This is a genomic window from Kitasatospora sp. NBC_01287 (assembly GCF_026340565.1).
Classification (GTDB): Bacteria; Actinomycetota; Actinomycetes; order Streptomycetales; family Streptomycetaceae; genus Kitasatospora.
The window spans coordinates 6,380,394-6,399,684 of the sequence record NZ_JAPEPB010000001.1; the positions used below are offsets into that span (position 1 = coordinate 6,380,394).

The following is a 19,291-nucleotide window of genomic DNA, read 5'->3' on the forward strand; positions in this document are numbered from 1 at the left end:
GTGCCCCCCAAGCTCAACTCCCGCAAGCCCACCGGGATCGTCCCTTGGCCGTTCATCCTCGTCGAGGGCGAGGAAGGCGCCGGGAAGTCGTACCAGACCATCGCGTTCAGCGCGTCCAAGCGCATCGGCCAGATGTACGTCATGGACCTGTCCGAGGGCTCCGCAGACGAGTACGCCGGCATCCCCGGCGCCGACTTCGAGGTCATCGTCCACGACGGCTCCTACCAGTCGATCGCCGAGCAGGTCGAAGCCGTTTGGTGGGAGGCCCGCCGGGCCGCGACCGCCGGTGAGCCGCCCGTCGTGTTCGTCATCGACTCCGGGTCCGCGCTGTGGCGGATGCTGTCCAACTGGACGTACGAGCGGGCCAAGCGCAGCGACCGCAACCGAGCCAAGCTCGCCGAGAACCCGGACTCGAACATCGACGTCGGCCGCCACCTGTGGAACGACAGCATCGAACGGTGGTACCGGATCGTCCACATGCTCCAGACACTGCCGGGCATCGCCATCATGCTCGCCCGCGGCAAGGAAATCAGCGCCACCGACGGCAAGGGGCAGCCGCTCGTTGAGCGCGGCCGCGCAGTGAAAGAGTGGAAGGTCGCGACCCACAAGGACACCGGCTTCGACAGCACGCTGTGGGTGCGGATGCGCCGTGACAAGCCCGCCGAGCTGATCAAGGCCCGCACCTTGCGGTTCCGCGTCGAGAGCGGCAACCCCATGCCGCTGCCGGACTTCTCCTTCGAGAAGGTGATCTTCGACATGCTTGGCTGCTCCACCGACTCCCAGCCCCGCGACATGCCTGAGCTGACCGGCGACCGCACCGGCCCGTGGATGAAGCGCATCGCCGAAGCCGCCGACCGTGACGCCTGCGTGGGCCTGTGGAAGCAGCTCGACGCCGGCCCCGAGACGGGCCTGTCCGAAGCCGAGTGGAAGACGGTACGCCTGGCCGTCCAGGCGCGGGTGCGGGAGCTGGCCGCACCGCCGACGACCATCGACGACGAGCCCGGTAGTGATGCCGCCCGGCTTCGGGCCGCTGCCGAAGCCCAGCAGGCCGAGGCCGACGCCGAGTTCACCGCCGAGCCGGCTCCCGCCGCCGCATAGCAGCAGCTCGGGCCGCCCCACCCCGCCCAGGGTGGGGCGGCCCGACCGAAGGGCCCTTCCGTGAACTCCGACAAACCCCGTCCCGCGCCGCCGTGCGCAGGTACGACGTGCCTGCCTCGCTGCCACTGCTGCACCGAGTGCGGCATGCCGCCCGAGGACTGGTGCCCCGGCTGCGCCGGATGCATCTGCGTCCCGCCCTGCGACTGCCCGCGCGAACCGTAGTCCGCACCGCACGCCTCCTGCGGGGCGCGGCCTGCCGCCAGCGCGGCGCCGCGCCCCTCTTTCTCGACCTCTTGGAGCAGTACACCCATGTCCACCCCGACGATCAGCGACCCGTCGCCATCCATCTGGGTCGCCGCTGACGCGATCGACCGAGCCCGGCCCCGGTCCCGTCAGCGCCAGCTCGGCGCCTCCGACACCGCATGCGAACGCCGCGCCGCCTACAAACTGCACGGCTGGGAGCCGACCGACGTGGTCATCAGCCCCGCCGCGATGCTCGGCACCTATATCCACGAGGGCTTGACGACCGCCGCCCGCCGCGAGTTCGGCTGGCTCGTCGAGAAGAAGGTCGCCGATGCGGCGGTGCGCGGTTCCGTCGACATCGTCCAGCTCGACCAGGTGACCGCCCGCCAGCTGCCCCGCCGGATGCGCCCCAAGGTGCCCGCCGAGCAGAACACGGTGGAGGACATCAAGACCCGCACCACCTACCGCTGGGACGAGACGGTGCGGTACGGGGCGACGGCCCCCGAGCTGCGGCAGGTCATGACGTACGCGCGGCTGCTGAACACTGAAGGGTTCGAAGACGCCGACGGGCAGCGGGTCTTGGCCCGCCTGGGCCCGATCCGGGTCGAGAAGATCCGGCTTCGCTTCATCTGCAGGGACAACGGGGAGGAGTTCATCCAGGAGATCCCCTACGACGCGGAGATCGCTGAAGAGGCGGTGTGGTGGCTCCAGCGGGTCTCGGAGACCGAGCACCCCGAGCAGGCCCACCGTGACTTCCTCGGCCCGGGGATCGACGCCGTCTGCGATTACTGTCCGTTCGCCACCGCCTGCTGGGGTGCTTCGGCGAATGGGCGGCCGGTGCAGTCCAACATCGTCCACAACAGGGCAGACGTGGCCGAGCAGCTGGCCGACTACGTCGCCGCCCACCGGCAGTGGTCCGAAGCGGACCGGAAGAAGAAGTTCGTCCGCAAGGCCGTGGACGCCGCCGAGGAGGGCCGGTACGGGCCCAACGTGCTCGGCTGGGCGGGTGAGGACAAGACCGAGCAGAAGCCCGACGTGCGCGCCATGATCGAGCTTTTCGACACCCTCGGAGCTTCGATCCCCACGGTCCCGGACGCCGACCGGATGGTGCGGGCCCTGATGGTGGCGGGCATCGCCGTGCCGATGCGCAACGTCGTCAAGCGAGCGCCACGGCGCATCGACGTCCGAGTGGCACGCGAGTGAGTGCGGCCCGCCAGCCGAGCCGCACCCGCCGCCGAGAAAGAGCACTCGCATGTCGATCCACCTGATGCTGGCCGCCGCCTACCTGCCGGCGGGCGCGGTCACGCCGACGGAGAAGCTGGCACTGATGAAGATCGCCGACTCCGCCGACGATGAGACGCGCCTCGCGCGGCCCGGTGTGCGCAGGCTGGCCGCCTGGACGGGGGTGGGGGAGAAGCGGGCGATCACGCTGGTGACGGCGCTGGTGAAGAAAGGGCTGGTGGACCGGGTGGAGGTCGGCAAGCCCGGCCGGGCTGCCGTGTACCGGGTGTTCCCGCTGGGCGTGCCACCGATCCCTGACTCGGAGGAGCTGCAAGCCCGGTTCACGGCCGCGGCGAAGGCCCCGCGCAACAAGCGGCTCGCCCGCAAGGGAGTGGTGCGCGCCAAGCCGTCCGCTCCGGCGCGGATGGGCGGACCCCAGGCCGAGGAGGGCCCAGCCGAAGATGGGTTCCCGCAGGGGAACCCACCGGCAGGCCGGGAACAGGTTCCCGGAGGGGAACCCAGCAGGTTCCCCTCTGGTAACCCAGCAGGTTCCCCCGGGGGAACCCCGTCAGTACCTTCTTCAGTACCTAGGTCAGTACCTTCCCCCCAACCCCCCACGGCTGGCGCCGCAGGGGGCCCGCAGGAGCAGGCCGGTGAGGATCCTGAGGGCCCATGCAGTCGGCATCGGAGGGTCGCCCGCAACTGCCGGGCGTGCGGGACCAGCGCCCGCGCCCAGCGCGAGGCGCGGGACAAGGAGCAGCGGGAAGCCGGACGGCGGGGCGATCAGGAGCACATCGAGGGCTTCTTGCGGGAGGGGCGCGAGATGCGCGAGCTGGTCGAGCAGAAGGCGCAGGAGGTGGAGGCCGCGCGTCAGGAGGCGATGCGGGTCGCTAGGGAAGCGCGCGAACGGCACAAATATCACGAATAGGTGACGAAGTGTCCAGAAGTTGTGCCCCCGCGCTCATGAGTATAGAATTTACTCAAGAGGTGAGGGGGGGAGGCCCCCACCGAACAGGAGGAGAACGAGATGCTGCCCACGCTCACCAGCCGCACGGCCGACAAGCAGACCACCCTGATCCTCGACTACACCTCCCTCCTCGACCCCCTGATCCGCACCATCGCCACCGAGCGTGCCGGCGACCAGGATGTCGACAGGGACCTCGACCACATCGCCGACCTCGCCGGCATCGTCTCCCGCGCCGAGGATCCCGACGAGCGCGAGCCGATCGCCGCTGAACTCGACTTCCGCGTCGACCAGTTCCTCGACTCCCTCGGGTACGGCCGCAGGGAGCTGGCCACCCAGCCCCGCCCCTGGGCCGTCGGCAGCGCCCGGGCCATGGCCGCCAACCTGCGCGGCATGGCCGACCGCATCGCCGAATGGGCCGACAGGCTCGACGCCCAGCCCGAGCCCGCCGCAGCCTGACCGGCCCCGTCGGGGCCGGGACTCCACCGGCCCCGACATGTATGGGGACTCAAATCGCCACCGCAAGAAAGCAGGAAGAGCGGCATGCCGCACCCCATCCTCCTCAACGTCAACTACACCCCTCTCGCCGAGATTGCCCGCAGCCGAGGCGTCGCCTTCCACCTCGCCGCCCGCCGCAACACCGCTGTCCTGCACCTGCACCCCGACGATGGCAGCACCCTCGAAATCGGCGACGACGGCATCGGCGGAGCAGCAGCCCAAAGGCCCTCCGGCACCACCGGCTGGACCCTCACGCGGACCCTGCCCAACGGCCACGTCCACCACATCTACGACTCGACACTCCTCGGCCCCCGCCACGCAAACGGCACCGCCACCGCCCCGCTCCTGGCCACCCTCGACCGCTTCCTGCCCCCACCCCCACCCCCGACAGGCCACCGCGCGGCCCGCAAGGGCCTCCTGCGCCGCCTCCTGCGCCTCACCTGACCTGCCAGACCTACAAGCACCCACCACGACCTCTTGGAGCCCCTGATGAGCCTCGCCCCGATGCCCGACCACAACCGCACCGGTGACCCCGCATGGAAGGCCCTGTTCGACCTGTACGAGCCGCTGATCACCCCGCTGCGCCGCCGCGGTCTGCTCGCCGACATCGACAACCGCGGCGCGACGACCGTCATCTACGCCGACCTGCCCGACGGCAGCCACCTGACCATCGGTACCGAGAACGGCCTGCCGTCCTCCTTCGACGCCGTCACCGACTGGACCGTCACCCGCGACAGCGTCGGCAACCCAACCATCCACACCCTGGTGTACGACTCGGGCCCGGCCGGCGCTGACCACGGCAACGGCGCGCTCCTCGCCCCGCTGCTCGTCGCCATCGACGCCTACCTGACCGCCCTCGGCAACCTCACCGTGCCCATCACCCACCCCGCGGTGGTGACCATCACCACCGTCCACGAGCACGGCCCCGCCGGGTACGCGACCTCCGCCGTCTTCCCCGACCGCGCCGAGGCAGCTCAGCAGCACCACGCCATCGTCGCGGCCGCCGCCGACAGCGGCCTGACCGTCGCCCACCAGATCGCCGACGACTGGCCACACCACGTCCTCGTGGACGGCGACCGCGTGCAGATCGTGCAGACCACCCTGGCGGAACTCGTCCCCGGCGCCCACCAGCGCGCAGCCCACTGCTTCTGCCACCTCGCCCACCCCCAGAGCGCAGCCGAAGAGAACCAGTTGCACACCGAGGTCCAGGAGGCGCTGCACCTGGGCGACGCCCACGGCGTGTACCTCGGCATGCTCCGGCTGCTCACCGCCCCGAACTGCCCGGCCCGCACGCACGGGGCACGCCGTGGCTGAGTCGACCCCCGCCGAGGAGGGGAGCGAGCCGGCTCCCGCCGAGACCCGCCACCCCGCCCTCGACGGCCTGTCAATGCTGTGGGCCAGTCCACCCATGCCGACCGACTCGCCGCAGGCCGGAGCGCGGCGCCGCACAGCCGCCGCCCTCGGCCACCTCGACATCGCCGCCACCAGCGCCACCTACACCACCCCGAAGGACAGCACACCGTGAACGCCATCCAGGTCACATCCCTCGCCCTGGCCGCCATCGCGCTGGCCACCGCCACGACCGCTCTCGTCAGCGCCGTCCGCCGAACCGCCAAGACCCGAACCCGCCGATAACCGAAACCCGCCAGGCAGCACACCGCCCCCCCGATCCCACCACGCCGAAGGAGAAACCCAGATGGGCCGAGCCCTGTGCCTGGAACACAGCAACCCCGCCGTCAACTACTTCCTCGACCACTACACCCTGGAGAGCGTCGTTCGGGCTATGGACACGCTCGGCATGATCGAGGACCTGAACATTCTCGACCTCGCCCGAGCCGCCTTCCACCGCGCGTTCCCCGGCCGGCAGCCCGGCGAGCCGGGCCCCGGCTCCGTCCACGCCGCCATGGACCTCCTGCGAGCCGTCGGCGCCGCCACCCCGAAGGGCATTCCCCGGCACAAGCTCGCCACCGGCGAGGGCTGGCTGATCAGCCCTCGGGAGATCACCGCCGCCCTGGACGCCTACCAGCAGGCCGATCCCGAGCAGCGCGAAGCGATCGGCGCCCGGATCGACGACTGGGCACCGTGGATCGACTTCCTCCACGTCGCCGGCGACCACCACGGCCTGCGCAGCAACTGACTATCCCGGCCGGACCGCCCACCGCGGTCCGGCCCCCAAACCCCGGAGAGACCCATGGGCTACCAGCTCAACATCGAGACCACCGACGACAGCACCGACGACACCTGCTGGCACCGCTCCAGCAACCTCGGCATGGGCAGCATCTGCCGCACCATGCGCGAGTTCGGCATGCTCACCGACTGGCAGCCCATCGAGTTCCCGGCGCTCTCGGACTTCGGCCTGACCCGCGATGACTTCACCGGCCCCGGCCAGGTCGCGCCCGGCAAGTCGGCCAACCTCGCTGCCGCCCGAGCCGCTGGCGACGCCGTGCGCTCCGCAGTCGAGCCCGACCCGGCCGGCATCCCGCACTACAAGCTCGCCAGCCACCTCGAACACTGGCTGATCGTCCCCGCCGAGATCAGGGCTGCACTGGCCGCCTACGACGCCTGGCCAGCCGAGCACCGCGAGGAATTGGAAGACACCTACCCTGCATGGGCGCCGTGGCTCGCGTTCCTGCGCCGGGCGATCGGCCATCTCGGCATCCGTGTCTACTGACCACACCTGTATGGGGATGCGTATTGCGTCCAACATGACCTCTTGGACTTCTGATGACCCGCCCCACCCCGGCCGACCGCCCGGCAGCTCCACTGAACATCCGACTCACCGTAAATCACTGGCTGTTGGCGCTCAATCCACCTCCGTGGCCCCCGCCCGGCCAGCCCGCCGAACCAGCCCGCCCGACCACCGACACCCCGGCCGCCAACCCGAAGAGCTGAAAGGAGCCCCACCGTGTCCCCGACCGTGATCGACTTCTTGTGCGGCGCCGGAGGCTCCTCGACCGGCCTCGTCGAAGCCGGACTCGAACTCAAACTCGGCGTCAATCACTGGCAGTTGGCGCTGGCCACCCACGCCGCGAACCACCCGCTGGCCGACCACCTGCGCATCGACGTGTCCGCGATGCCGATGCGCTACCTGCCCAAGGCCGACGTCCTGTGGGCATCGGTGATCTGCACCGAGATCAGCCCAGCCGGAGGAAGGCGCCGCGAGAGCGCGCAACTCGACCTCCTCGACGGCGACGACGAGTTCAAGACCTTGCCCGCCGGCGCGTTCGAACGGACCAGGGTCACCGCGTGGTGCGTCGTGCGGGCTGCCGAGGTCCACAAGTTCAAAGCGATCGTCGTGGAGAACGTCCTCGAATTCGCCACCGACTGGATCCTGTTCCCGCAGTGGATCGAGGCAATGAAGGCCCTCGGCTACAACTACCAGATCACCTCGGTCAGTTCGGCGCACATCGGCGACGACGACAACCTTCGGGCGCCGCAGTGGCGCGATCGTATCTACATCACATTCACCCGCAAGGGCATGCGCAAGCCGAACCTCACCCCCTCCCCGGCGGCGTGGTGCTTCGAGTGCAGCGAGCAGGTCAACGCCGTACAGACGTGGCACGATCCGAAGGTCACGATCGGCAAGTACGGCAAGCAGTACAGCTACCGCTGCCCCAACACGCGCTGCAACCGGGCCCTGGTCGAACCGTGGGTGCGCCCCGCATCAGCGGCGATCGACTGGACGGACCTGGGCAAGCGCATCGGCTCCCGCCCCAAGAAGCTCGCAGACGCAACCATGCACCGCATCGAAGCGGGGCTGGTGAAGTTCCCACACGAGCCTCACGCGATCACCCTCACCCACGGCAAGGACGGCGGTGACCGGGCCTACGCGGTCGCCGAGCGGCCGATGCCGACCCGCTCCACCAAGCAGGGCGAGGCGTTGGTCGTGCCGACTGGAGGCTCGTGGAACACCGACCCGTACCCGGCCTCGCAGCCCCTGCGGACCCGCACCACCCGCGAGTCCGAGGCCCTGCTGAGCCCGCCGTTCGTCGTGGAGTTCCGCAACAACGCCAGCACGTCCCCGGTGCACGCCCCGATCTCCACCGTCGCCGCCCAGGGAAACCACCACGGCCTGGTCCTGCCTGGCGGCCTAGTCGACCCGCGCGACCGCAACACCCTGGTCGTGCCGTACCGCAAGGGCACCGCCAAGCACGCCGGGTACCCCCTGCACACCCTGTCCACCCGCGACTCGGCCGCGGTCGTCGTCACCGCCGACACCATCGCCGACTGTTGGTTCCGGATGCTCAAGCCCAAGGAGCAGTTGGCCGGGCAACGCTTCCCGGACAGCTACATCGTGCTCGGCAACGGCGCCGAGCAGACCATGCAGGCCGGCAACGCCGTGAGCGTGAACGTGGCGAACTGGATCGGCCGCCAGCTGCTGGAGGTCCTGTGACCTCCCTCGACAGCCCGACCGTGCAGGACGCGAGCGCGGCACTGGGCTTTCCCCCTGGTTACACGGTCCGCCGCGCCGCACGACTGCCGCGTCCCGGCCGCCCAGACGACGAGCACCGCCTGAGACACCTCGGCAACGAGGTCACGCCAGTCGTGGCCCGATGGGTGAACTCCACTCCACAGGACAGGACATGACCGGCCGACGGCTGTGGCGACAGGCCAAACGCCGCCGCGGCAGCGCCGAATCGACCCGCGTCCGCCACGGCCGGTGGAGGCTGCGCCTGACTCCCGGCCCTGTGCGGGCCGTGCTCCTCACGCAGACCCCCGACCCCCGCTGCCGGTACTGCGATGGAGAAGGCGGCTGGCAGGTCTGGCCGCGCCACACCCGCTACGTCACCTGCATCTGCTGGGATCCGGCCCGCACCCGCGTCCTTCTGCGGCTCACCCGCCCCTGACCACCTGCCCCACCCGGGCCCCGACCACCGCCGGGGCCCGGCAACACCGATAAGGCCACCACCTTGTTCAGCGCCCTGCCCGACACCGACCTGTGCCTGCCCGGTTGCTACCGCGACCTGCGGTTCTCACCCGCCGAAGGCGCCTGGAAGGACAAGAAGACCCTCACCGATCTGTGTCTGCCCGTCCTGGGCACCTGCACGCCCTGCCCCTTTCGAGCGCAGTGCATCCGCCAGGTCCAGCCCCACCCGAAGAAGTTCGACGGGGTGTGCGGCGGTCGGCTGTGGCTCGACGGCCGGGTCATCGCCATCGCCGACGGCGTGGACGACGAGGACCTGCCGCTGCCCGGCAAGCCTCGTGCGGTCTGCGGCGCGACCGGCGGAGTCGCCGAGCACCAGGACCGCGGCGAGCAGCAGTGCCCGCTGTGCTCGGCCTTCACTGCCGCCGAAGCCGAACGCGCCGCCGCCGAGGCCGAGACTTCCGAGCTGCCCGTTGCCGCCTGACCGCCGGCCGCCCAGCGCCCGGGGCCCGCCGCCGTAGCCCCACCCAAATCGCCTCAACCAATCGAGAAGGGAGCCGACTTGACCAACAATCCGACCTTGACCGACCTGGCGCTCGCCGCACGGGCGGAGCAACTGACCACACAGGCGCACCAGGCCGACGGCCTGGCTGGCGAGGCCGTCCGGGGAGCCAACGACTTCGCCGCCTACGTCCTGGGCTCTGCCCCGGCGAGCCTGCTCACCTGGGAAGCCGAAACCGCCGAGCTGTACGCGGCCCGAGCTGACCTGCCCGACACCCCCGGCTGGTACCTGCGGTGGGCGTCCGACGGCGAGGAGGAGACCTCCCTCGCCCTGCACCGGCCCTGCAACGAGGACGGGCATCGAGACCTGGTCGAGGACCTGGCCGACCTCGGCCGATACCTGGCCACGCTCGCCGACCGCTGACAGGCCCGCCGCCGTAGGCGGCAGTGACCAGCACGCCGACGAACCGAACGCGCGGCGGCCCGGATGGGGCCGGGCCGCCGCGCGCCCGCAACACGAGAAGGACGACATGACCTGCACCGCCGCACCAGCCCAGCCCCGCCAGCACCCCATCCCGCTGGTGATCGGCCTGGACCTCTCCCTGGTCTCCACCGGCGTCGCCGGCGTGGACTGGGCGGACGCGCTACGCCCGAAGACGGGCTTGCGCAGGCACGCCCGTCTGGACTGGCACCTGCGAGAGCTTGAGGAGCGGGCGCGCCGCGCCGACTTGGTGGTGATCGAGGGCGCCTCCTACGGGCACGGCGCGCTGGCCGGACACCATGAGCTGGCCGGGCTGTGGTGGCACGTCACCCAGATGCTGTGGAGCCGCGGCATCCCCTACGCCGAGGTGCCGCCGGTCCAGCGGATCATCTACGCCTGCGGTGTCGCGAACCCGGCCAAGGACTACCCGAAGAACATCCGGGCCCGCGTCACGAAGGGCATGGTCCGCGATGCCGTCGCCGAGCGGTACGGCCTGGAGTGCGAGGGGGCGGGCCGCTACGACAAGGCGGACGCCGCGGTGCTGGCCCTGATGGGCCGCGACTGGCTGGGACTGCCCGTCGTCGAAGTCCCCGAGACGCACCGGCGGGCGCTGGCCGGGGTGGCCTGGCCCGACCCGCTGCCGTCCGTCGCATGACTTGCTCCGTCCCCGTGTACACCGGCGAAGACGACGCCCGGCGGACTGGATTCCCCCTCTCTTATGAGTATAGAATTTACTTACAAGAGAGGGGGAATCCCCCGAACTCACGAACCCGCGACATCCACGGAGAAGACCGTGCCACTGCTACTCACCGGAGAGGCCAGCGCCATGACCATCGCCGCCGCGCACGCCAATGCCGTGTTCACCGCCGCGACGGCCGCCCGCTGGACCACGACGAACCTCGGCCGGGTTGCCCACGTCCGCCACGGGGGCGAGACCTGGACGGTCGCCTTGCCTCCCATGGGCGCCGACCCGCAGCCCGTCAAGGCCGAGATCACCTGGCGCGAGAGCTGGAGCGGCGCCGACTACGTGGGAGTCCATGCGACCTGGCTTCAGACCATAGAGATCGTCGAAGCCGCCGCAGCCGCGACCCGGGTCCTCTGACCCGTCCGCCGGGGCTCGGTCGCCCAGCTGAGCCCCCGCCTGGCGGCATCCCTCGATCTGCCCGAGAACCAAGGAAGAAAACCGTGCAACTGCTCCTCGCCGGCGGCGCCGCCCACCAGGCAACCGCCGACCTCGTCCGCGCCCTCGATGACGGCACGCTGGCCAGTGCCCTCGAACAGCCCTACGACCTGTCCGCCGAAGAGGCCGCCGAGGCGTGCGCCGCCGTGCGCCGCGCTCTCATCGACACCTGGGGGAACAGCGGCTACCACCTGACCTACGAGCAGTGGCTTGCCGACGCCCAGCCCGCGCTGTTCCACGTCCTGGTGGACACCGCTGCCCGCGCGATCGACAAGCCCTGGACGGGCGGACACGACCTGCGCGTCCTGCGCCATGCACTCGGCCGCATCGCCGCCGACCCCAGGCTCCTCGACTGACCGCCCCTGGGCGGCAGGCCGCAGAGCCCGCCGCCCCCTGCCCAGCCCCGAACACCCGCCCCTCGCGACCCCGCCGGAAGGCATACATGTCCGCCCCGACCCCGCCCAGGCCCGCCCGCATCGCCGAACTGCTTGCCTGCGGCGACCCCGGCTCCCTTGACGCCGAAGTCCGCAGCCTTCTCGGCCTCGAAGCCGGACCGACCGCGCTGTACGCGGCCGGCGTCGCCGAGTGCGCCACCCATGCCGCCTGGGAGGGGGGCGGGGAGCCGGGGGGATATTCGGCGTGGCTGGAGACGCTGCCGGAGCCGTTCCTTCACGCAGTGCTCGTGTTCGCCGCCGACGCGGCCCTCGACGGCGAGCGCGCTCTGCGCACGATCTCCGCGTGTCGCGCCACCCTCCAGGCCGTCGCCGATCAGATCGGACACTAGGCAGCTATCAACGGCCCTGCCGGTTAGAAAAACTGACGAAACATCAGATTTTGAGTATCTGGATCAAAGGTTGTGCAAGTGCAGAAGCGAGTATAGAATTTACTCGTGAGGTTGAGGGGGAAGCCCTCAACAGTAAGGAGATCGCCATGACCGCCACTGCCACCATCGCCCCCGCCAACGAGCTGATCGCCGCCGTTCGCGACTGCTTCCCGAGTGACACGATCGCCGGCTTCACCGAGACCTACGTCAACCTCCTGGTCGACCCCTACGGCGATCGCATCGTCAAGGTCGAGGCGGAGACCGGCGACGACGGGATCCGCGTGGAGATCTCGCTCATCCACCCCGAGCTCGGCCTCATCGGCTCCATCTCCCGCACCTACCGCGGCGACGCCTCCGACCGGCTCATCGAGGGCGTCTTCAAGTTCCTCAAGGGCGTCTTCAACTACACCTGGATGTAACTCCTCCCGCGCCCGGCGGCCCCGCACCTGGGGCCGCCGGGCGCGGCTCCCGACCGGACTGCTCGACCACCGGGGGTGGACTGCCCGCCCCCGGCGAAGGGACACACACCCGATGGCCGCCATCACCACTGACATCGACGCCCTGTACGTGGCGGGCCGCAGCCGCCCCGACGCCACCAGCATCCAGACCCTGCGCCACAACGGAGAACTCGCCGGCTGGACGTTCCGTACCGCCAACGGCTGGGTCCTGCCCGACGGGCGAGTCAGCCCGTCCCTGGAGCCCTACCGGTCCTACGCAGCCGCCAGTGCGCACCTCAACCTCACCTGACCGGCACCACCGTGGTGGGCGGGCCCGGCACCACCGCGTCACCGGCCACCACAACCACTGGAGACCGCTCATGAACACCCCTCCGCCGCGCACCGAGCAAGGCATACAGGCCCTGCTGATCACCGAGGACGGCACCACCACGCCCGTCACCTTGCCCGCCACCCTCTCGACGGGCCACGCTGCTAGGGCCGCCATCGCCCAGCACCTCGGCGGACGGAGCTGGCTCGGCTACTGCCATCCGGCGTGCTCGCCGGACACCCACTTCATCACCGTGGGCCTGCTCGAACGCCCGCCAGCCGGCACGCCCCGCAACGACTGCGCGACCGCCGTCGCCGAGGTGCTGCGGCACGCCCCGCTGAGGGAGTCGATCCACGGACCAGCCCTGGTGATGGGGCCTACCAGCGGGGACGACGTGCCGACCAGCCTGGAGCCCGGCCAGCAGCAGGCCATCAGGGACTTCGTGGCGACGTGGCGCGCCCTCCTGGCCTGAGCGCGGACCAGGTGAGAATCCGCATCGACATGCAGCTGACCCTGCACGCGGATGACTGGGCCGACGCAGCAGGCTCCGACCCAGCCGACGCGGCCCGCGACGCGTGCTGGTACCTCAGCGACGCCCTCCAGTCGCTGCCCCACCTCGGCGAGGATGGCTGCCCCGCCGACCTGCGGACCATGCCCGTCTGGACCGAGGAGCAGGATCTCCTCGGCACCGTAGACATCACCGCACGCTGGCAGGTGGACTGCGCAGCAGCCGACTGGACCGCCTGGCGCGCCGACCCCGGCCCCTACATCGACCCGCACACCGTGGCGCGTGGCCGGGCCCGCGAGGACCTGTCGCTCATCGTCGTCGAAGGGCTGGCCTCCATGGCGCTGCTCGAAGCGTCCCGCGCGGTGATGACACTCACGCACCCCTGGCCGCAAACCTACGACCACCGATGGCGCACCCGACCCGAGCTGAGACCCGCACAACCCCGTCACGTCCGCCGACGGCGCACCACCGCGCCGACGTGGCCTTGACCGTCAACCTTCATGCACCGCAACGGCGTTGAAACCTACGTCGACCACCCGCAACAACACACCCGCAAGGAGATTCATGAACCGCGTCTTCGCCCTGGTCATCGACCCCGACGGCACATGGGACGAACTGTCGTCACCCGAAGGGGAGATCACCGCACAGCACCAGGCGCTGCACACCAACCTCGGCAAGGGATACACCACCACCGCGATCGGCCGGTTCCTGGTGCACTGGCCGGACACGCCGTACGACCAGGAGACCAACCGGGCTGCCCAGCAACTGTGGTCCGGGCTGTCCGGCGGTTCGCCCGCCCCGTTCTTCCGGGGCACGGTGATCGTCACCGCCCGGCGTCGACCGGACGGCTCCTACTCGGGGCTGCTGCCCGCCCAGCTCGACCGACTGCACGACAACGTGGGCGAGCACCCCTGGAAGCCTCAGACCGCCCCGGTGATCAGCACCTCCCAGGAGAAGGGCACCCGGGCGCAGCAGTGCGACGCGGCCGCGGTGCACACCGACGCGGCCACCGGAGTGTGGGCATTCGCGCTGTGCGACGGCGTCGGCGACCACATCGAGACTGGCCTGCTGGTCGAGCACTTCGCGCCGCGCCTGGCCCGCACCGCCGCCGAGACGGGCGACCCCGGCGCGGCGATCCACGCGGCCCGCGCCGAACTCGCCCACTGGCAGATGAACTGGTGCGTCGAGGAGGAGCCGACAGCGGCGGTTGTCGTCGCGGTGTGGGATCCGCGGCGGAAGGAGCTGCTGATCGCCTGGGCGGGCGACTGCCGGGCGTACGCCATGAGCGCCACCGGACTGGTGACGCAGCTGACGGCGGACCACAACCTCGCCGCCTACAAGGCGTCGCGCAAGATGATCACCGGCCCGGATGACCACCACCAGCTGCTGTCCCACATGGGGGAGGGGCCGGTGGAGGAGATGTGCGTGCACCTCGATCGGGTTCGCAGGCTGCTGCTGTGCAGCGACGGCGTGTACCACCCGATCGAGGCCGCCAGCTGGAGCGGGGTGTCCACTTCCTTTGCCCTGTTGGAGCCCAAGAGTGCGGCCGGGCGTCTGGTCGTTGACGCGGTGGCGGAGGCTGTGGCGCGCAGCAGGGCCGAGTGCGGGCGGTTGGAGGCCGACAATGCCACCGCCCTCGTAGTGGACTTTCCGGGGCTCTGACCTGCGCAAACGCGCAGCGTCCAGCCATTGAGATCTTTCCGGCGGAGTGGACCCCCCATCTGAATGAGTATAGAATTTACTCATAAGGAAGGGGGGAAGCCCCCACCGAACACCGAAGGGGAACCACCGTGAACGCGCTGAACGCCGCTGCCGAAGAAGCCCGCCACTACGCCAACCAGGCCCGCTCCCGCGCCGCCCAGGCCGGCACCGACCTTCAGCGCCTCACCCTCTCTGCCGCCGCCCTCACCCTCGACTCCGTCGCTCGACTCCTCAGCCGACCCGACCGCGAAAACGCCGTACTCGATGCCCTCAGCATCGCCGAGTCCTACGCCACCAGTGCCGACGCCGGACCGCTCGCCCTCCCCGGGGGCTTCACCCTCAACGTCCTCGACTACCTCACCGCCTGACCAGCCCGCCAGCAGCGGCCCGCCCACCCGGCCGGGCCGCCCCACCCAGAAGGGAGAGAAACACCATGTACGACCACCGCCCAACGCCCGGCCAGCTCGACTCCTCGGCCGCCGAGTTCGACGTGACCGATCTGGTCCGGCACGCCGCCGAACTCCTCGGCCCGCAGTGGGTGGCGGAAGAACTCGCTGACGCCGCCGAGGACCTGGGGCTCAGTGACTCACTCCCGGCGATACGCTGCGCGATCGGCCGGCACGCCAACGGTCGGGCGGCGGACGGCTTCGCGATCACGATCGAGCCCCTGCCCCAGGAGAGCTCAAGCGGCATCGAGCCGCTGTCACTTGCGGCCTGCGTCTACGGCGACTCCTGGACAACGGACACCCTCCTGCTCCCGGAACCCCGCGCCACCCTCGCCCACGTCGCAGCTCAAGTCGCCGAGGCCGTGCGCGCCCTGCGGGCCGCGTTCCCCTTGGACGCCACGTTCCCGGCAGTCATCGAGGGCGGCCACGACGGCGCCCGTCCCGAGCTCTCCGCCGGGCCGCAGACCCACCCCGGCGCCGCCCTACCCGCCCTCTTCGACTACCCGACCGCCTGACCTACCGCCACAACCACCGGCGGCCCTGGCGCACAGGCCCGCCGCACCACTCGAACCGAAAGGAACCCACTGTGCTCCGCGACAACGATCTCCTCAAGCACCTGCGCCGCAACGCCGTCGCCATCAGCGGCCCGCGCCACCACCACCAAGCCGTCCTCGCCGCCATCGTCCGCCACCAGGAACTCGGGCCCAGAGCCGCCCGTGCCGCCTACCAGCTCGTCGACGACGCCACCGCCATCGCATGGTCCCAGCGCACCAACGACTTCACCCCCGTCACCTACTCCCAGTACCGGCAACTCGTACGCGCCGCCTACTACGGCGACCTCTTCGCCCGGGCCTTCGACCTCGGCCACGCCGACCGCGTCGCCGACCTCGCCACCGAGATCAACACCGCGCTCCACCTCGACCCGCAGCTCACCCGCTGACATCGACCCCAGCCGGTGTAACCGCCCCAGCCGACCAACAAACCCACGGAGAACCCAATCACCACCACGCCCGACATCGAGTCCATGACCATCGCCGGAATCATCGAGATCCGCGGCCCCGAGCACCACAAGCTGACCATCCTGGAGGCCATCACCTCCACCGAGAACATCGGCCCCGGCACCATCGCCGTCGCCTTCGGGATGGTTGAGCACGCCATCACCACCGCCTGGGCTCTCCGCCCCGACACCTACCGAGCCCTGGCCTTCCGCCAGTTCCACGATGTCGTCCGTGACCGCTACTACGCGGACCTCTACCGGTGCGCCCTCGACCTGCGTGCCGACATGGACAAGGTCGCCACCCTCGCCGGGGACGTCACCTTCGCCCTCGTCAGCGACCCCCAGCTGAACCGCTGACCCCTGCACCTCCCGCCCGGCCGCCCAGCAGGCGGCCGGGCGCCCACCAACCCCGCACCGAAAGGAACAGCCCCGCCATGCCGATCATCATCGCCGGAGCCCGCGCAGCTGAAAGCCTCGCCGACGAGCTCTACTTCGTGCCGCTCCACCACCTGCCCAAGGTCGTCTCGCTGATCGTCCACAACGGAGCGTGCCTGAACCTCGTCCACAGCGCCGCTCTCCTCGTCGAGCACGCCGTCACCGTCGCCTGGGCCCACCGCCCGGCCACGCTGCGCCGCCTGCACCTGGGCCAATACCGAGACACCGCCCTGCACTTCCACTACGGCGAGCTGTTCTGCGAGGCGCTTCGCCTGTACGGGGACCTTCGGCACGCCGACTACCTCGCCGCCCACACCGAGACGCTGATCGCCCAGAACCGCCAGCTCAGCCGCTGACCGACCCGCACCCGAAACGGAACAGCACGATGACCACCTCCGCACCGATGGCACACCTGAGTGAACTCCTCGCACTCACCGCCGTCTTGACGACCACCAGCCAGCATGCGATCGACACCACCCTCGCCGAGGACCAGCCTGCCCGCACCCGACTGATCATCGACCGCAACACCCTCACCGGGCACACCGTCATCTCCGGCCACGTCAACGGCGCCCTCGTCGCCCTCGACCAGGTCACCCACGGGCCCAACCAGCCCCACCTGCACATCGACACGATCGACTCCGCAGCACAGGCCCACCTCGACGGGCAGGACGGCCAGGCGACGGCGCCGCCGCAGACGTACACGTGGACCGTGACCGTCAAGGGCGAGAGGGAGATCGTGAGCATCAGCCGCAGCGAACCCACCGACGAGGACGAAGCGGCGATCCGCGAAGCCGGCGTCGGGGTGCTGATCGTCCAGGCCCACACCCTCCCGCAGGCACACGCATGCGCCACCCTCGAACTCGACGCACAGCACGCCGCCGACGAGACCCTGAACGAGCGCCTGGTCGCCGCCACGGCGGCACGAGCCGCCGCACACGGCAGCGAGGTGTAGACACCCCGCCGTCAGGGGGCCGACTCGCAACTCAGCGACCTTCCCCAGCAGCACAGTTGACCGCCTGCTGCATGCTGCCGCCCCGCCCAGGGGCGGCCAACTCCCAAGAACGGTAGACCCCATGGCTCAGATCGCCACCGAAGGATTCATCGCCGTCGAGGTCCGAGGCCCCGAGCACCATCACCTACCCATCCTTGAAGCGTTCCTCCACCACCGCGTCGGCCCCGGTCTCAGCCAGAACTCCTTCGCTCTCACCGAGCACGCCATCACCGCCGCCTGGTCGGTACGCCCCAACATTCTGGAGCCGTTGACCTTCAGCCAGTTCCACGACCTTGTCGCGCACTTCCACTACGCAGACCTGGTGCGCCAGGCCCTCGACGTGGACGCCGACTTCGACCGCATCGGTGAACTCGTCTCCACCATCAGCCGCGCCCTGCTCCTCGACAACCGCCTGCGCGGCACGAACCGCACCCACTGACAGCCCCGGTCCCGGCCGCCGACCGGCGGCCGGGACCACCCCCCACCAGCGAAAGGCGAACCTGCCATGTCCCAGCCCCGCCTGGCCTGCGTCGAAGAACTCCCGGTGCACGAACACCACCGCCCCGCCGTCGCAGTCACCATCGCCTTCCACCAGCTGTGCGAGGCGGCCGCCGACGGCGCCCACCTCCTTGTCGAGCACGCCATCACGGTCGCCTGGGTCAGGCGCCCGCCAGCCTGGACCCACCTCGACCTCGCCCAGTTCCACGAGACCGCCCAGTTCTTCGCCTACGCCGACCTGTTCCACGAGGCGGCGCACCTGCGCGACATCCGCCACGTCGAGTTCCTGGCCGCCCGGGTGCAGTCCGCACTCGACGCGAACCCGCTGCTCCACCACCACCGCACCGACCGCGCCGGCGCCGAACACACCCGCCCGGCCGCACGGCGCGAGGCAGGCGGCAACGCGACGGCGGGTGCGCGGTGACAGCCAGCCTGGACGCGGCTCTGACCGCGACCGCCACCCGGCTGCACGTCAACCCGCAGGTCGACAAGGCCGCCCGCCACGCACTGGAGGTGATGATCACCACCGCCTACGACAACCGACCCGCCGCCATGCGGGACATGACCCGCGCCGAGCACCGCGCCCGCCTGAGCGACACCACGCTGACCGCCCTCTACGCGCACTGCGCGCTGTCCCTGGGCGGCCACTACGGGCGAGCCGCCGCCCACCTCCTGCACACCCTCGACAGCTGGGCGCCGCGCCCAGCGGCGGCCTGACCGGGAGGGACACCACCACGATGGCCAGCATGGGCGGATACCCGGGCGAGTACCCGAGGGGCCGCAGCCTCTTCCACGACGGGCCCGGCCTCGCCGATGCGATGCCCGGCCTGCAAACCCAGGTCACCGCAGCCGCCCAGTACCTGAACAGCCACGACCACGACCAGGCGACCAAGACGACCCTCGCCCTCACCAGCCGCTTGGCGGCAGGCGGCGAATGCACCAAGGGGTTCGCCAAGCGGATCGCCCGCCACCTCGTCGAGACGCAGGCGCAGCGCCTCGCCGGCGCCAACTGACCCGACACGCCCCACCCCATCCCAGGCGGCCCGGCCGGTCGCCCAGACGTGACCGGCCGGGCCT

General features: G+C 70.6%; 31 protein-coding genes. All 31 read left to right on the forward strand.

What is annotated here, in order from left to right; genetic code table 11:
• Positions 1-1,098: an AAA family ATPase gene (locus OG455_RS27720; RefSeq protein WP_266298248.1), complete on the forward strand. Its 1,098-nt coding sequence runs from the start codon at positions 1-3 to the stop codon at positions 1,096-1,098.
• Positions 1,099-1,407: 309 nt separating this feature from the next.
• On the forward strand, positions 1,408-2,544 hold the full coding sequence (locus OG455_RS27725) for a hypothetical protein (RefSeq protein WP_266298250.1): 1,137 nt from the start codon (positions 1,408-1,410) through the stop codon (positions 2,542-2,544).
• A 49-nt stretch (positions 2,545-2,593) separates the two neighbouring features.
• Positions 2,594-3,490, forward strand: a complete 897-nt coding sequence (locus tag OG455_RS27730) for a helix-turn-helix domain-containing protein (RefSeq protein ID WP_266298252.1) — start codon at positions 2,594-2,596, stop codon at positions 3,488-3,490.
• A gap of 99 nt (positions 3,491-3,589) precedes the next feature.
• Positions 3,590-3,985: a hypothetical protein gene (locus OG455_RS27735; RefSeq protein ID WP_266298254.1), complete on the forward strand. Its 396-nt coding sequence runs from the start codon at positions 3,590-3,592 to the stop codon at positions 3,983-3,985.
• An 84-nt stretch (positions 3,986-4,069) separates the two neighbouring features.
• Positions 4,070-4,468, forward strand: a complete 399-nt coding sequence (locus OG455_RS27740) for a hypothetical protein (protein ID WP_266298256.1) — start codon at positions 4,070-4,072, stop codon at positions 4,466-4,468.
• 45 nt (positions 4,469-4,513) lie between these two features.
• The gene (locus tag OG455_RS27745) at positions 4,514-5,338 is read left to right on the forward strand and encodes a hypothetical protein (protein ID WP_266298258.1); all 825 of its coding nucleotides are present in this window, start codon (positions 4,514-4,516) and stop codon (positions 5,336-5,338) included.
• Positions 5,331-5,549, forward strand: a complete 219-nt coding sequence (locus OG455_RS27750) for a hypothetical protein (protein WP_266298260.1) — start codon at positions 5,331-5,333, stop codon at positions 5,547-5,549. Before OG455_RS27745 ends, OG455_RS27750 begins: the two co-directional genes overlap by 8 nt.
• A gap of 171 nt (positions 5,550-5,720) precedes the next feature.
• Positions 5,721-6,161, forward strand: coding sequence for a hypothetical protein (locus tag OG455_RS27755; protein ID WP_266298262.1), 441 nt, complete (start codon positions 5,721-5,723; stop codon positions 6,159-6,161).
• Positions 6,162-6,215: 54 nt separating this feature from the next.
• The gene (locus tag OG455_RS27760; RefSeq protein WP_266298264.1) at positions 6,216-6,695 is read left to right on the forward strand and encodes a hypothetical protein; all 480 of its coding nucleotides are present in this window, start codon (positions 6,216-6,218) and stop codon (positions 6,693-6,695) included.
• A gap of 234 nt (positions 6,696-6,929) precedes the next feature.
• Positions 6,930-8,417, forward strand: a complete 1,488-nt coding sequence (locus tag OG455_RS27765; RefSeq protein WP_266298266.1) for a DNA cytosine methyltransferase — start codon at positions 6,930-6,932, stop codon at positions 8,415-8,417.
• A gap of 517 nt (positions 8,418-8,934) precedes the next feature.
• Positions 8,935-9,372, forward strand: a complete 438-nt coding sequence (locus OG455_RS27770; RefSeq protein ID WP_266298268.1) for a hypothetical protein — start codon at positions 8,935-8,937, stop codon at positions 9,370-9,372.
• A 78-nt stretch (positions 9,373-9,450) separates the two neighbouring features.
• Positions 9,451-9,813, forward strand: a complete 363-nt coding sequence (locus OG455_RS27775; protein ID WP_266298270.1) for a hypothetical protein — start codon at positions 9,451-9,453, stop codon at positions 9,811-9,813.
• Positions 9,814-9,919: 106 nt separating this feature from the next.
• Positions 9,920-10,525, forward strand: coding sequence for a hypothetical protein (locus OG455_RS27780; protein WP_266298272.1), 606 nt, complete (start codon positions 9,920-9,922; stop codon positions 10,523-10,525).
• A gap of 171 nt (positions 10,526-10,696) precedes the next feature.
• Positions 10,697-10,972 (forward strand): hypothetical protein, encoded by a 276-nt coding sequence (locus tag OG455_RS27785; protein WP_266298274.1) that lies wholly within the window; start codon positions 10,697-10,699, stop codon positions 10,970-10,972.
• Positions 10,973-11,055: 83 nt separating this feature from the next.
• Entirely contained in the window at positions 11,056-11,406 is a 351-nt protein-coding gene (locus tag OG455_RS27790) for a hypothetical protein (RefSeq protein WP_266298276.1), read from the forward strand.
• An 86-nt stretch (positions 11,407-11,492) separates the two neighbouring features.
• Positions 11,493-11,834 carry a hypothetical protein gene (locus tag OG455_RS27795; protein ID WP_266298278.1) on the forward strand — a complete coding sequence of 114 codons (342 nt, stop codon included), beginning with the start codon at positions 11,493-11,495 and terminating at the stop codon, positions 11,832-11,834.
• Positions 11,835-11,980: 146 nt separating this feature from the next.
• Positions 11,981-12,292 carry a hypothetical protein gene (locus tag OG455_RS27800; protein WP_266298280.1) on the forward strand — a complete coding sequence of 104 codons (312 nt, stop codon included), beginning with the start codon at positions 11,981-11,983 and terminating at the stop codon, positions 12,290-12,292.
• 112 nt (positions 12,293-12,404) lie between these two features.
• Positions 12,405-12,620, forward strand: a complete 216-nt coding sequence (locus OG455_RS27805) for a hypothetical protein (protein ID WP_266298282.1) — start codon at positions 12,405-12,407, stop codon at positions 12,618-12,620.
• 70 nt (positions 12,621-12,690) lie between these two features.
• Positions 12,691-13,110, forward strand: coding sequence for a hypothetical protein (locus OG455_RS27810; RefSeq protein WP_266298284.1), 420 nt, complete (start codon positions 12,691-12,693; stop codon positions 13,108-13,110).
• Positions 13,111-13,139: 29 nt separating this feature from the next.
• On the forward strand, positions 13,140-13,634 hold the full coding sequence (locus OG455_RS27815; RefSeq protein ID WP_266298286.1) for a hypothetical protein: 495 nt from the start codon (positions 13,140-13,142) through the stop codon (positions 13,632-13,634).
• Positions 13,635-13,710: 76 nt separating this feature from the next.
• The gene (locus tag OG455_RS27820; RefSeq protein WP_266298288.1) at positions 13,711-14,808 is read left to right on the forward strand and encodes a PP2C family serine/threonine-protein phosphatase; all 1,098 of its coding nucleotides are present in this window, start codon (positions 13,711-13,713) and stop codon (positions 14,806-14,808) included.
• Between the two features lie 128 nt (positions 14,809-14,936).
• Positions 14,937-15,215 (forward strand): hypothetical protein, encoded by a 279-nt coding sequence (locus OG455_RS27825; RefSeq protein WP_266298290.1) that lies wholly within the window; start codon positions 14,937-14,939, stop codon positions 15,213-15,215.
• A 65-nt stretch (positions 15,216-15,280) separates the two neighbouring features.
• Positions 15,281-15,808, forward strand: a complete 528-nt coding sequence (locus OG455_RS27830) for a hypothetical protein (protein WP_266298292.1) — start codon at positions 15,281-15,283, stop codon at positions 15,806-15,808.
• Positions 15,809-15,879: 71 nt separating this feature from the next.
• The gene (locus OG455_RS27835; protein WP_266298294.1) at positions 15,880-16,233 is read left to right on the forward strand and encodes a hypothetical protein; all 354 of its coding nucleotides are present in this window, start codon (positions 15,880-15,882) and stop codon (positions 16,231-16,233) included.
• Between the two features lie 84 nt (positions 16,234-16,317).
• Positions 16,318-16,647 carry a hypothetical protein gene (locus OG455_RS27840; RefSeq protein WP_266298296.1) on the forward strand — a complete coding sequence of 110 codons (330 nt, stop codon included), beginning with the start codon at positions 16,318-16,320 and terminating at the stop codon, positions 16,645-16,647.
• 77 nt (positions 16,648-16,724) lie between these two features.
• The gene (locus OG455_RS27845; RefSeq protein ID WP_266298298.1) at positions 16,725-17,081 is read left to right on the forward strand and encodes a hypothetical protein; all 357 of its coding nucleotides are present in this window, start codon (positions 16,725-16,727) and stop codon (positions 17,079-17,081) included.
• A gap of 29 nt (positions 17,082-17,110) precedes the next feature.
• Complete coding sequence (locus tag OG455_RS27850) at positions 17,111-17,677, forward strand: hypothetical protein (RefSeq protein WP_266298300.1); 567 nt, start codon at positions 17,111-17,113, stop codon at positions 17,675-17,677.
• A gap of 121 nt (positions 17,678-17,798) precedes the next feature.
• The gene (locus tag OG455_RS27855) at positions 17,799-18,155 is read left to right on the forward strand and encodes a hypothetical protein (protein WP_266298302.1); all 357 of its coding nucleotides are present in this window, start codon (positions 17,799-17,801) and stop codon (positions 18,153-18,155) included.
• A 66-nt stretch (positions 18,156-18,221) separates the two neighbouring features.
• Positions 18,222-18,638, forward strand: coding sequence for a hypothetical protein (locus OG455_RS27860; RefSeq protein ID WP_266298304.1), 417 nt, complete (start codon positions 18,222-18,224; stop codon positions 18,636-18,638).
• Complete coding sequence (locus tag OG455_RS27865) at positions 18,635-18,931, forward strand: hypothetical protein (RefSeq protein ID WP_266298305.1); 297 nt, start codon at positions 18,635-18,637, stop codon at positions 18,929-18,931. Before OG455_RS27860 ends, OG455_RS27865 begins: the two co-directional genes overlap by 4 nt.
• 29 nt (positions 18,932-18,960) lie before the next feature.
• Positions 18,961-19,227, forward strand: coding sequence for a hypothetical protein (locus OG455_RS27870; protein ID WP_266298306.1), 267 nt, complete (start codon positions 18,961-18,963; stop codon positions 19,225-19,227).
• Positions 19,228-19,291 lie beyond the last annotated feature (64 nt).